The sequence below is a fragment of the Gammaproteobacteria bacterium genome, assembly GCA_003696665.1.
Taxonomy (GTDB): domain Bacteria; phylum Pseudomonadota; class Gammaproteobacteria; order Enterobacterales.
Map to the genome: position 1 here is coordinate 1 of RFGJ01000295.1, position 12,348 is coordinate 12,348.

Annotated in this window: 11 protein-coding genes; 6 read left to right on the forward strand and 5 right to left on the reverse strand. The window is 51.8% G+C overall.

Annotated features, from left to right (window positions below):
- A partial coding sequence (locus D6694_08000; GenBank protein RMH42364.1) for a hypothetical protein occupies nucleotides 1-187 on the reverse strand: 187 nt, incomplete at its 3' end.
- A 62-nt stretch (nucleotides 188-249) separates the two neighbouring features.
- On the opposite strand from D6694_08000, the gene D6694_08005 reads away from it, so the two are divergent.
- A complete protein-coding gene (locus D6694_08005) occupies nucleotides 250-1,089 on the forward strand; it encodes an FKBP-type peptidyl-prolyl cis-trans isomerase (GenBank protein RMH42365.1) in 840 nt (279 codons plus the stop codon).
- A gap of 43 nt (nucleotides 1,090-1,132) precedes the next feature.
- On the opposite strand, the gene D6694_08010 is transcribed toward D6694_08005, so the two are convergent.
- Nucleotides 1,133-1,411, reverse strand: a complete 279-nt coding sequence (locus D6694_08010) for an antibiotic biosynthesis monooxygenase (GenBank protein RMH42366.1) — start codon at nucleotides 1,409-1,411, stop codon at nucleotides 1,133-1,135.
- Between the two features lie 22 nt (nucleotides 1,412-1,433).
- Nucleotides 1,434-1,856: an Rsd/AlgQ family anti-sigma factor gene (locus D6694_08015; protein ID RMH42367.1), complete on the reverse strand. Its 423-nt coding sequence runs from the start codon at nucleotides 1,854-1,856 to the stop codon at nucleotides 1,434-1,436.
- A gap of 109 nt (nucleotides 1,857-1,965) precedes the next feature.
- On the opposite strand from D6694_08015, the gene D6694_08020 reads away from it, so the two are divergent.
- Nucleotides 1,966-3,945 carry a PAS domain S-box protein gene (locus D6694_08020; GenBank protein RMH42368.1) on the forward strand — a complete coding sequence of 660 codons (1,980 nt, stop codon included), beginning with the start codon at nucleotides 1,966-1,968 and terminating at the stop codon, nucleotides 3,943-3,945.
- Here D6694_08020 and D6694_08025 read toward each other — a convergent pair.
- Both D6694_08025 and D6694_08030 read right to left on the reverse strand, forming a co-directional pair.
- Nucleotides 3,859-4,368, reverse strand: coding sequence for a disulfide bond formation protein B (locus D6694_08025; GenBank protein ID RMH42369.1), 510 nt, complete (start codon nucleotides 4,366-4,368; stop codon nucleotides 3,859-3,861). The two genes, D6694_08020 and D6694_08025, sit on opposite strands and share 87 nt — an antisense overlap.
- A gap of 197 nt (nucleotides 4,369-4,565) precedes the next feature.
- Nucleotides 4,566-6,881 (reverse strand): RNA-binding transcriptional accessory protein, encoded by a 2,316-nt coding sequence (locus D6694_08030; protein ID RMH42370.1) that lies wholly within the window; start codon nucleotides 6,879-6,881, stop codon nucleotides 4,566-4,568.
- 143 nt (nucleotides 6,882-7,024) lie between these two features.
- On the opposite strand from D6694_08030, the gene D6694_08035 reads away from it, so the two are divergent.
- From D6694_08035 to D6694_08050, 4 genes are all read left to right on the forward strand, one after another.
- The gene (locus D6694_08035; protein ID RMH42373.1) at nucleotides 7,025-8,032 is read left to right on the forward strand and encodes a low-specificity L-threonine aldolase; all 1,008 of its coding nucleotides are present in this window, start codon (nucleotides 7,025-7,027) and stop codon (nucleotides 8,030-8,032) included.
- A gap of 9 nt (nucleotides 8,033-8,041) precedes the next feature.
- On the forward strand, nucleotides 8,042-10,207 hold the full coding sequence (locus tag D6694_08040; GenBank protein RMH42371.1) for a primosomal protein N': 2,166 nt from the start codon (nucleotides 8,042-8,044) through the stop codon (nucleotides 10,205-10,207).
- 56 nt (nucleotides 10,208-10,263) lie between these two features.
- Complete coding sequence (locus D6694_08045) at nucleotides 10,264-12,021, forward strand: arginine--tRNA ligase (protein RMH42374.1); 1,758 nt, start codon at nucleotides 10,264-10,266, stop codon at nucleotides 12,019-12,021.
- A 6-nt stretch (nucleotides 12,022-12,027) separates the two neighbouring features.
- On the forward strand, nucleotides 12,028-12,348 hold a 321-nt coding region (locus tag D6694_08050; GenBank protein ID RMH42372.1), incomplete at its 3' end, for a hypothetical protein.

Sequence of the window (12,348 nt, forward strand, 5' to 3'; positions counted from 1 at the left end):
CAAAAATGTCCGCCGACACAATGCCCGCAGATGACATCTGAATGGTTTGGGCTGCTGGCGGAAAGCGTTGCTGACAACCCGAGAGCATTGCGATAAGCAATATCATTGGTAAAGACAGTCGAGCGCTTCGCATAATCAAAATCAAACCGGGTTCGTATTTATTTGAATTAAGCCTAGCATTGACCATGCGGTCTCGCTAGACTTGTGTTTGTTTCAATGTGATAGCGTGAACGAATAAGGGAAAAAACTATGAATCGTATTACTCTGGCCATCTTTCTTTCAATCTTTGGTTTGGCCGCCTGTCAACCAAAAGACGCGTCCGACAATGGTGAATCAGCGCAGACCACCTCTGCTAAAGCGGAGACGCACAGCGAGCAAACAGACAAGCTGTTAGCGCTGAACACTGACAAAGCAAAAATTTCATACGCCATTGGCGCGAACATGGCCAAGACGTTGGCCCAGGTCTTTAAAAAACAACCGGAACTTGGCGCGGAGATTGACAAACAATTAATTAGCCGCGGATTTGAAGAGGCTTTGGCAGATCAATCTCAAATGGACGATGCGGCAATACAGCAAGCCATACAGGATTTTCAAACCCGTATGATCGCTAAAGCTAAGGAGAAACAACAAAAGCAGGCACAGGAAAATCTAGAGAAAGGGAAGTTATACCTTGAGGACAACGCGAAAAAAGAAGGTTGGAAAGTCACGAAAAGCGGATTGCAATATAAAGTCATTGAACCTGGTCAAGGCGCGCAACCGAAGCATGGTGACCAGGTTGTGGTTCACTATAAGGGCACATTGATTGATGGCACACAATTTGACAGCTCCTATGATCGACAACAACCAGCGGTGTTCGGTGTTGATCAAGTGATCCCAGGTTGGACGGAAGCGCTGTTGATGATGAAAAAAGGTGCCAAATACCAGCTTGCCATTCCACCTGCGCTGGCTTACGGTGAAGAAGGGCGGGGCCCTATCCCGCCGAATTCGGTCTTACTTTTTGATGTTGAATTGCTTGATGTCCAGCCGGGGAAATCAGCGACAGCTGAAAAAAAGGAAGAGCCGGCGCCTAATCAGTCGGCCTCGAAATAGCGTCAGTCATACAATCAAAAGCCCGCTTCGAGCGGGCTTTTGATTAACGATACATTTTGATGCGTTCAGGTCCGTCGAGTAGATCGGCAATGGTTTGGTTGAGCTTCTCTCTTTCCGGACTATTGAGCCACTGTTCCCAAAAACGTTCCTCTTTCCATGCGGAAATGACAAGGGTTTCATTGGGGTTCGAAAGATCTTGCAGTAATTCGCCGGCAATAAACCCTTCGACAGAGTCGGCTTTGAGACGCGCTTGCCGAATGGCTGTTTGAAAGCTATCCCAACAACCAGGTTTTAATGTTCTTTCAATCAGGACTTTAATCATATTTGTTTCCCTGCAATTTAGGTTACGCGTTTGTTGTGATCTTTGAGCGAATTAATTCGTCTTCAACTTCAAGTTGCGTGGCCAGTGTTTCACCAATCTCTGACAGAAGTTGCTTTATGACCGTTACATCGTCTCCAGATGTGAGCAGTGATTCCTGCAAAACGACTAGACGGTCGGTGGTGTTTACGAGGTGTGTATAGCGAGACCGTGTTTCACTTCCAGCCGAATGCAGGTCGGCAAAAATGCGAAAGTGGCCAGCACTGAGATAATCCATAAGTTCTTGGCACCAGTAGCGGACTTGTGATGCATCGACTTGTGCATGATTGACTTTTTTGGACAACTCATAGAAACCGGCCAAAACCCATTGTCGGTGCATGAGCCAGCGGTCAATGGCCGGGTCCTTTCCCGAATATTCAACCAATGAGTCAATGGACTTGGTGTACACGACAGCTGCTCCTCACTTTACTTTTGTTTTGGCCTGGGCTTGTGAATCATTGTCACCTTGTCTAGTCTAGCGATTAGTCCTAAAACACGCCAGCCAGACCAGTGAGAAAATGAAACCCGTTGCGAATCCATTAGCGCCTACAGAAACGAAGGAAGCAAGCGACTTCGTGACCTCTTGGTTTCTGTTAATTGGAGGGATTGGCCTAGCTTGGTTTGTGTTTATCAATGATTATGGCTGGGAATGGTTCGTGCTGGCTTCGGTGCTCATGGTAGTGCCTAGCGTGCGATTCTACCGCCGAGCACAGCGTTTGCAGAATGCGCTCAAGCACACCAAATTCAACATGCGCCAAATGCTGGATGCCACTGAAGATCTGATCTTTCTTCATCATCGTGACGGCAAAATCATTACCGTGAACCTTTCGGCGGCAAGAAAATTAGGTTACTCACGCGCCGAACTACAGCAGATGACAGTTTGGGACATTGATGAAGACTGTGTGGTGAAAAACGATCCCGTCATTCAAAATCGGCTAAGCCATGGTCACGTGGTCAAATATTGCACCGAATTTGTCTGCAGAGATGGCACACGTTTCCCGGCCGATGTTGTGACAAGACCTGCAGAATGGTTGTCAGATGATTTGTTGGTTTCCATCGTTCGGGATGTGACACCATGGCGGGAAGCTGAACGCCAACTAGAGTTTTCCCGAAAGGAATTGGAACGAGCGAGAAACCGCTTGGAGACGCGAGTCACGCAAAAATCGCGAGAGCTGGTCAGAGAAAAATCGGCAAAACAGCTGGTAGAGCAGGAAGCTGACTTGTTGCGACAATTGTTGCAAACGATCATCGATACCATGCCGTCGGCGCTGATGGCGGTGGACTGTGAACGACGGATTACTTTATGGAATCGGGCCGCTGAACAATTGACCGGCATACGGAAAAAACAAGCACTGAAACACCATTTAGAGGCACTGGCGCCTTTTTTTGACAGGCAACTTCGGCAGTATATCGAGTTAAGAAAAGAAGGGGTTACGCCGACCAGCAATCGGTTTTCTGCCGATTTCAATGGAAACAAGCACTTATTGGAGGTGCTCATTTACGAACTGGAGGCTGAGGCGGTACAAGGGTGGGTGATTCGAGCCGATGACGTCACCGAAAAGGCGGCCATTGAGGAAATGCTGGTTCAATCTGAAAAAATGTTGTCTTTGGGGGGATTGGCTGCTGGGATGGCACATGAAATCAACAACCCCTTGGGCGCTATTTTGCAGAGTGTACAAACCTTGCATCGTCGATTGACACCTGATTTCCATCGTTTTGTCACGGTTGCCGAATCCTTAAGTATTTCACCCGCGAGCTTGGATGCTTGGATTGATACGATGGGAATTCGACGTTCTTTAGCGATCATAGAAGAAGCCAGTGCTCGCGCGGCGGACATTGTGAGTGATATGTTGTCATTTGCCCGTCCCGATGTGGGTGAAAATGAACGCCTCGTGCTTCAGGAATTGATTGAAGAATCAATTCGGCTGGCCCAAAGAGAATACAATGCGCGGAAGAAGTTCGACTTCCTAAAGGTGCAGATTCACAGAGAGTACCGGGATGCGCCTATTGAGGTATCAGGCAAAAGAACTCGACTGCAACAGGTGTTTTTGAATTTGTTGACCAATGCGGCCGAAGCGATGCACCTTGCCAAGACGGAGACACCGACGATATGGATTTATCTGCGATTAGAGCACAATTGGGTCAATATTGAGTTCGTTGATAATGGTCCAGGGATGCCGGAACAGGTGCGCCGTCGTGTGTTTGAGCCATTCTATACGACCAAGAGGAATTGGAAAGGCACAGGGTTGGGATTGTCGGTCAGTTATTTTATTGTCACCGAGCAAATGGGCGGCACGATGTTTGTCGAATCTGAGCCGGGTGTGGGGACACGGTTTATTGTGCGTTTGCCACTCGCGGATCAGGTTCCGGATTATTCTCCGATGGACGCCGATGGCCCCGCTCAGTTTGAGTTACCGCTCGACATGAAAGCGCCGCTGCAGCCAATGGATTCTGAGCTGCCAAAGCAAATACAAGGCGATCAGGCAAAAAATCATTAATGTCCACTCGGGCATGGAGAAACCAAGAAATTGCCATTGAACTTCGGCGCAATCGCCACTGCCGCGAAACACAAGTGCAATGGTTTGTGCCAAAGGAAGCGTGTCTAACATATAGTCAAGGCCTGGCCCGCATGCTGGCACTTGGTCGGCCGGCAGATGTTGCAGCCAGACCTGCCGGCCAGCGATGGTAGCGCCTAATAAGGCGACCAGAAAACCGCTAAGATCGTAGACCAATCGACCCTTTGGGCCAGGGTGATGAACGGCGGCCACCAAAAAAACAAGGCCCATTGCGAAAACAGCGATACGCTGAAAAATACAAAGCGGGCAAGGGTTAAGCCCTTCGACATATTGGAAATAAAGCGCCGCGACCAGAAGTTCGTGACAGAAGAAGGCGAGCAGTAGTCGAGACGCACGATAAGACATTGTTGTCCCCTCTTGAATTTTCGTTATCCGCCCATATCTCCAAAATGGCAAACAAAAAGCCTCACAAAGTGAGGCTTGAAACTTCTCCAGTCTGCAGGGCTCATTGACAATGAGCTTCTTATTTTTGCTAGCGCACAGTTTTTATATCAAGTCACCACGCGCTTCGCAAGGGTTTTTCTTAATAAACAGGTCTGACCTCACTGTCTTTCTTTTTTGTTAGCCAATGCAGCGGCTAGGGCGTCTGCGAGTGCCGAGTTGCCGGGTGTGCTCGACTTTCGGGGTGACGAATGACGTCGTCTGGGCGTGGTCTTTGACTTAGGCGTATGCGCTTTGCTTGGTCGCGTATCTGTTTGGCTGCGCATGCTCAGAGCGATTCGATGTCGCTCCTGATCGACTTCCAGCACGCGCACTTGAACAATATCTCCGGCCTTAACAACTTCACGGGGATCACGCACAAAATGATCGGAAAGTTCAGAGATATGCACCAGCCCATCCTGGTGAACACCAATATCGACGAAAGCACCAAAATCGGTGACATTACTGACCACACCTTCGAGCGTCATGCCGGGCTCGAGATCTGTGATGCTCTCAACGCCTTCCCGATAGGCGACAGTGCGAAACTCAGGTCGAGGATCTCGGCCTGGTTTTTCCAGTTCCATCAGAACATCGCGAACGGTATGTTCACCAAATTGTTCATCTACGAAGTCCTCGACTTTAAGTTGCCGGACCAAGTCGGCGTGACCGACCAGCGCACTGACGTCAACGCCAAGTTTGGCCGCCATTTTCTCGACCAACTCGTAGCTTTCTGGATGAACGGCTGAGGCATCTAGAGGATGCTCTCCATCGCGAATGCGCAAGAATCCGGCACAAAGCTGAAACGCTTTTGGGCCTAGCCGCGGAATATCAAGCAACTGTTGACGACTGCGATACGGGCCATTGGCTTCGCGATGTTTGACGATGGTCTCGGCGAGGGTTTTGCTCAAGCCGGAGACACGAGTGAGCAAAGGAATGGAGGCGGTATTCAGATCGACACCCACGGCATTGACACAATCTTCGACGACCGCGTCAAGCGCGCGGGAGAGCTTCACTTGGCTCACATCATGCTGGTATTGTCCGACGCCGATGGATTTGGGATCAATCTTGACAAGCTCCGCCAATGGATCCTGTAGGCGCCTTGCAATGGATACGGCGCCACGATAGGTCACATCAAGATTGGGAAATTCTTCGGCTGCCAACGCGGAGGCTGAATAAACACTGGCGCCAGCTTCGTTGACGACAACGGTCGAGAAAGGTTGTTTGGTTGCCTTGGCAACTTCTCGCAACAGCCGTTCCGTCTCCCGACAGGCGGTGCCATTGCCAATGCTGACCAGTTCCACGCGGAACTGTTCAATCAGTGCCGCCAGTCGTTGCCGCGAGGCATCCCATTGATTTTGTGGAGCATGCGGGAATAATGTGCTGTTGTGTAATAGCTTTCCTGTGCCATCGACCACCACCACTTTAATGCCGGTGCGCAAGCCGGGATCAATGCCGAGCGTTGTCTTGTGCCCAGCAGGTGGTGCCATCAACAGATCGCGAAGATTGGCGGCGAATACTGCAATGGCTGCGTCTTCCGCCTGCTCTTTAAGCTGACGGAATAGGTCTGTTTCAAGGTGGAGGTGTAGTTTGACCCGCCAGGTCCACTGAATGACTTGCGCAAGCCAATCGTCTGCTGGACGCCCGCAATGGTGTACCCCAGTGTGTTTGCGAATCACGGCCAGCGCCGGATCCTCCGAAAGATCACGAGCGGGGTCGTGCGAGACGAGCGACAATTTTATCACCCCTTCATTGCGTGCACGAAACAAAGCGAGTGCTCGGTGCGAAGGAATGGTTCGGATCGCTTCCTTATAATCAAAATAATCGCGAAATTTTTGTCCGTTTTTTTGCTGCCCTTCAAGCACTTGTGCGACCACCCAGCCATCTTGCCAAAGCATCTGCCGAAGTTCTGACAAAAGTGGTGCATGTTCGGCAAAGCGTTCCATGAGAATATACCGAGCGCCCTCCAGCGCCGCATCCACTGTGGGTACACCCGCTTCATCATTGACAAAATCAAGCGCAGTGTGGGCTGGATCGAGTTCGGGATGAGCGAGCAGTTTGTCTGCCAACGGGCCCAGACCGGCTGCCAAGGCTTTTTGGCCTTTGGTTTGTCTCTTGGGTTTGTAGGGAAGATAGAGATCTTCTAGGCTCGACTTATTGTCAGCATTATGGATGGCTGCTTCGAGTTCCTCGGTCAGCTTGCCTTGCTCCCGAATCGAGGCGAGGATGGCTTGTTTCCTATCTTCAAGTTCTCGCAAATAACGTAGGCGTTCTTCAATGGTGCGCAGCTGGCTGTCATCGAGCGCACCAGTGGCTTCTTTCCGGTAGCGGGCGATAAATGGAACTGTGGCCCCTTCATCCAGCAATGCAATGGCTGCGGCAATTTGTTTGGGCTGGGCGCTGACTTCTTGAGCAATCCTTTCAACGATCTGGAGTGACATAACTTACACGCTAAAAATTAAATGACCGGCATTATAGCTTTTCCCGGCTCGCTGTACAGACGACAAAATAGCTGCGAGCGCCTTTCGCCTTCTGTTAATCTGTAGGAAATTTGACAACCAAGAAAAGTAAGGGGTATCGCGTGTTGATCGATCTTCGTTCAGATACAGTGACCAAGCCGACCACAGCCATGCGAAAGGCGATGGCCGAAGCAGAGGTCGGTGATGACGTGTATGGAGATGATCCCAGTGTGAATGCGCTACAAGAATTGGCCGCTGAACTTCTCGGTAAGGAAGCTGCGCTATTTTTACCGTCTGGCACGCAGTCTAATTTGGTGGCATTGATGGCGCACTGTGAACGGGGCGATGAGTATATCGTTGGTCAGCAGGCACACACGTATCGTTACGAAGGTGGTGGTGCAGCGGTGTTGGGTTCAGTCGTACCACAACCGCTGGATTTCGACGATCAGGGCAGAATTCCGTTGGCGAAAATCGTTGAGGCGATTAAACCAAACGACCCTCATTTTGCAAGAACACGCTTACTTTGCCTTGAAAATACCTGGAACGGTAAAGTTGTCCCCCAAGACTATATTGTTGAAGCCACACAATTGGCGCGCCAACATGGCCTTCGGTGTCACCTCGATGGTGCCCGACTTGCCAATGCTAGTGTCGAAAGTGGGCAATCACTTTCGATATTGGCCGCCCCTTTTGATTCGGTGTCATTGTGTCTTTCAAAAGGGCTTGGGGCGCCGGTTGGCAGTGTTTTGGCGGGATCGGTTGATTTGATTGAGCGCGCTCGGCGCTGGCGCAAAGTGCTGGGCGGCGGGATGCGCCAAGCGGGCGTATTAGCTGCCGCAGGGCGCATCGCGCTTTTAGACGGCATGCATGCGTTAGCCGATGACCATCGCCGTGCCAAGCGACTAGCACAAGCATTGGCAGAAATGTCCGGTTATCAACTTGAAAGTCAGGCGACAAATATGGTCTTCGTGCGTGTTGATGTTGATGATGGGATTCGGTGGGCGGAGCGCCTGCGTGAACTTGGCGTGCTTGTCAATCCACCGAGCAATCATGTGCTCCGGCTGGTTTTGCACCGCGATATTGATGATGACAAGCTTGAGCGCGCGATTTCGGCGTTAAGCGCGGTCGCCCCTTAGGACGAGCTGATGCACGAGAGCCTTAAGGTACTGCTGCCAATTCCCCATGCGGGGCCGTTCGATTATTTGGCACCGGATGACATCGCGCCAGGTGTTCGAGTGCGTGTGCCGTGGGGCAATCGCCACAGGATCGGCGTGGCTTGGGGCTATGGAGCGCCGGATGTCGAGGCCGAAAAGTTAAAAAAAATTGACGCCGTCCTTGATAGCACTCCTTTATGGGATAGTGCCCATGCGGCGTTACTGAAATGGTTAGCGGAATACTACCACCGTGGCTTGGGTGAGGTGTGTTTTGCGGCCATGCCCAAATTGTTGAGGCAAAAAAGTAATGGATCCACTGAAGAGATCTGGTATGAACTTTCCGCGCCGCTGCCGCAGCGGCCTGGCAAACAACAGCAAAGATTAATCGACTTGCTGTCACAATCGCCGCAACCGCGCGCTTTGCTGACGGCCAACCAAATTCCCACAGCCACGATTCGTGCAGCAGAGCGTTCCGGCTGGATAGTGAGGCGACAGCGAGCAAAGTCGCTGTTATTGCAGGGCCGAGCACAACTGAAGAGAAGTCGCTTGACGGATGAGCAGGAACGCGCGATCCGCGCGGTGGCAACACAGGGCGGATTTTCGGTGTTTATGTTGCACGGGGTGACAGGCTCCGGAAAGACCGAGGTGTATCTGAGGCTGATGCAAAAAGCCATTGCCAAACAGCAGCAAGTCTTGCTTTTAGTGCCGGAAATCGGCTTAACGCCGCAAACCATTGCTCGGGTCCAAGGCGCGATTGATGGCACAATTGCTTTATATCATTCGGGTCTTAGTGAGAGTGAACGCTTGCTTATGTGGCGTGCAGCCCAAGAAGGGAAAGCGGATGTGCTCATTGGGACGCGATCTGCGGTACTTGTTCCGTTGCCACGGCTTGGCTTGGTCATTGTCGACGAAGAACACGATCTTTCGTTCAAACAACAAGACGGGATCCGTTATCACGCTCGAGATGTTGCGATCAAACGCGCACAACTGTGCGATGTGCCGGTCCTGTTAGGCAGTGCCACGCCCTCGCTTGAATCTTGGGTGCATGCACAACACGGCCGTTATCATTTATTGACGATGCGAAAAAGGCCACGCGCACAACAACCCGTGGTGTGGCATTTTGTTGATATGCGGGTTGAGCCAAATGAAGAAGGGCTGTCTGCGAGTGTGTCACGTCGTATCCGTCAGGTGTTGACGGCGGGACATCAGGTATTGGTGTTCTTGAATCGCCGTGGCTATGCGCCTGCGTTGCATTGTGAACAGTGTGGGTGGCTGGCTACGTGTCAGCGCTGTGACATGCGAATGACGTATCACCACAACATCCAAAGGCTGATTTGCCATCACTGTGACAAGAGTAAGTACTCGCCACCAGCATGTCCAGAGTGTGGCGGGGAAGCACTGTTTCCGGTCGGGCGGGGGACGGAACGCCTGGAAACCACCTTGTCCACTCGGTTTGCTCCCTTTCCGGTGATACGTATCGACCGAGACTCCACTCGAAAGAAGGGGGCGTTGGAAGCCTTGTTAGCACGTGTGAAACAAGGCGATCCAGCGTTGTTGGTTGGCACGCAAATGCTGGCCAAAGGTCATCACTTTCCAAAGTTAGCCATGGTGGTGGTGGCCGATGCCGATGGGATGTTCTTTAGCGCGGATTTTCGCGCGGAAGAGCGGGGCTTGGCGTTGCTGATGCAGGTTGCCGGACGCGCAGGACGCGCCGACGTCCCAGGGGAAGTTTGGGTACAGACGCGGCACATGGATCACCCGCTGTTTGCCTGTCTCCGGACCCAGGGGTATGAGGCGGCGTTGAGTACCATCGCAACGTCGCGCAAGGCGCTTGGCTGGCCGCCATTTCGTCATTTGGCGTGCTGTACAGTTGAGGCCTTACGCGAAGATGATGCGCGCGAATGTGCATCGGTTATGGTGCGCTATGCACGTACTTTGCAAATTGATGGGGCGCAGGTGCTTGGCCCAATTCCGGCCCCGATGCCGAAACGGCAGGGGCGCTATCGGTGGCAATGGCTGATTTCCGCTGAACAAAGGACCTCAAGGCACCGGTTAGTGCAAGCCGTGGTCAAACACTTTACCGGTTCGGGGAAAAAAGAAGCGCCTTTTTCTAAAACCAAATGGTCGGTAGATGTGGATCCGCAGGAAATGCGGTAAACTAGCCGCCTTTGAAATGTTCGTCGATGAATCCCAGAGCGGGACGAAACAAGGCCATGAAAGAAAAAATTGAATCCTTGTTAGCGCAGGCATTGAAACAGCTGCAATCTGCTAATGTGCTTCCATCGGACGCCACCTTCCGCATTCAAGTTGAGCGCACTCGCGATCCTGCGCATGGCGATTTTGCCAGTAACTTGGCGCTTGCTGCGTCGAAGCAAGCGGGGATGCCGCCCCGGCAATTGGCAGAAAAAATTATTGAGGCGCTGCCCGACGATAAAGCCATTGAACAGGTCGAGGTGGCTGGACCGGGCTTTATTAACTTTACGTTGCACCGAGCGCAGCAGGCCTCGATCATCGTAGAGATTTTGTCGAAGCGGGAAAAGTTTGGGCGAGCGGAAAAGCCGACAGGAAAGAAAATTCACATTGAGTTTGTCTCAGCCAACCCAACCGGGCCTTTGCATGTAGGCCATGGGCGAGGCGCTGCGTATGGCGCCACCATTGCCGATTTGTTGGAAGCGGCGGGGAATGAGGTATTTCGGGAGTATTATGTCAACGACGCCGGGCGGCAGATGCACATCCTTGCCACCAGTGTGTGGTTGAGGTATCTCGCCCTTTTTGGCGAACCGGTGGTCTTTCCCGCCAATGGCTATCGTGGTGATTATGTGGTTGATATTGCGCGCCAGCTCAAAGCAACACGTGGCGATGCGCTGCGGAAACCTTGGGATATGGTCATTCGCGATGTGCGCCCAGACGAACCACAGGGTGGTGATAAGGAAGCCCATATTGATGATCTCATCCGCAATGCGCGTCGCTTATTGGGCGATACCTATGAGGACGTGATGCAATTGGCGTTGGAAGTCATTTTGAATGACATTAGGGATGACTTGGCGGCGTTTGGTGTGCATTACCAAAATTGGTTTTCGGAAAAGTCTCTGGTATCAAGTGGTGCGATCGAGGAAGCCTTGCGTCGCCTTGAGGAGAAGGGCTTGATCTACGAAAAAGACGGGGCGAAATGGTTCCGCTCGACAGCTTTCGGTGATGACAAAGATCGAGTCGTGGTGCGTGATAACGGTGAAACCACCTATTTTGCGTCTGACATTGCCTACCACATGAATAAACTCGATCGCGGCTTTGATTTGGTCATTGATGTTTTAGGCGCCGATCACCATGGCTATGTTCCGCGTGTGCGCGCGGCGATGCAAGCATTGGGGGCGGATCCCAAACAATTGCTGACACCATTAGTACAGTTTGCCGTGCTTTATCGAGGCGGTCAGAAAGTTCAGATGTCAACGCGCTCAGGCAGTTTTGTCACCTTACGTCAGTTGCGAGAGGAAGTGGGCAACGATGCTGCACGATTCTTTTATGTCATGCGCAAGTCCGATCAGCACATGGATTTTGACCTTGATCTGGCCGTATCGCAAAGCAACGACAACCCTTTGTATTATATTCAGTATGCGCACGCGCGTATCGCGAGTCTATATCGGCAAATTGAGGCGCAGGGTCATCAGATTGATTTGGAATCTGGACAAGCCTATCTTGACCGACTGACGCTCAGCGAAGAGCAGGCACTGATTAAAACATTAGCCACTTACCCGGATATTGTGGACAAAGCAGCTCGTGATCTGGCGCCGCATCTGCTTGTCCATTATTTGCGTCAGCTTGCTCAACAATTCCACGCCTACTACAACAACACACGCATCGGTGTTGATGATGCCTCCTTGCGGCTGGCGCGGCTAGCTTTGGCGGGGGCGGTGAAGCAGGTGATCGCCAATGGTCTTTCGCTGCTTGGTGTCAGTGCCCCGGACAAGATGTAAGAGAGCATGGCAAAAGATTACGCGCAAAAAAAGCCACCAAAACGTCGGCGCCATGCACGGCGTCGGCGCCCTCGTCGGTTCCGTCCATGGTTGGCGTTGACCGCCTTAGTTGGCGTCCTTGCTGTGTTGGCTGGGTTATTCTGGCTCTCTCAGACAGCACCGGATCGAGTGACAGAAGAAGTCAAAACTCAACACACAAAAAGTACGCCGTCGAAGCCTTCGGCCACTTCATCGGCCAAAACCAGTGACGACTATTGGTTTTACGATTTGCTTGAGAAAAAGCACATTGAGGTCAAGGTTTCACCGAAACCGGAAACGGAAGGCAAG

What these genes read in the sequence shown, in the direction of transcription:
- D6694_08005 (RMH42365.1), top strand. Translation starts at nt 250, where the DNA reads ATGAATCGTATTACTCTGGCCATCTTTCTTTCAATCTTTGGTTTGGCC.
- D6694_08020 (RMH42368.1), top strand. Translation starts at nt 1,966, where the DNA reads ATGAAACCCGTTGCGAATCCATTAGCGCCTACAGAAACGAAGGAAGCA.
- D6694_08025 (RMH42369.1), bottom strand. Translation starts at nt 4,368, where the DNA reads ATGTCTTATCGTGCGTCTCGACTACTGCTCGCCTTCTTCTGTCACGAA.
- D6694_08040 (RMH42371.1), top strand. Translation starts at nt 8,042, where the DNA reads ATGCACGAGAGCCTTAAGGTACTGCTGCCAATTCCCCATGCGGGGCCG.
- D6694_08030 (RMH42370.1), bottom strand. Translation starts at nt 6,881, where the DNA reads ATGTCACTCCAGATCGTTGAAAGGATTGCTCAAGAAGTCAGCGCCCAG.
- D6694_08010 (RMH42366.1), bottom strand. Translation starts at nt 1,411, where the DNA reads ATGATTAAAGTCCTGATTGAAAGAACATTAAAACCTGGTTGTTGGGAT.
- D6694_08045 (RMH42374.1), top strand. Translation starts at nt 10,264, where the DNA reads ATGAAAGAAAAAATTGAATCCTTGTTAGCGCAGGCATTGAAACAGCTG.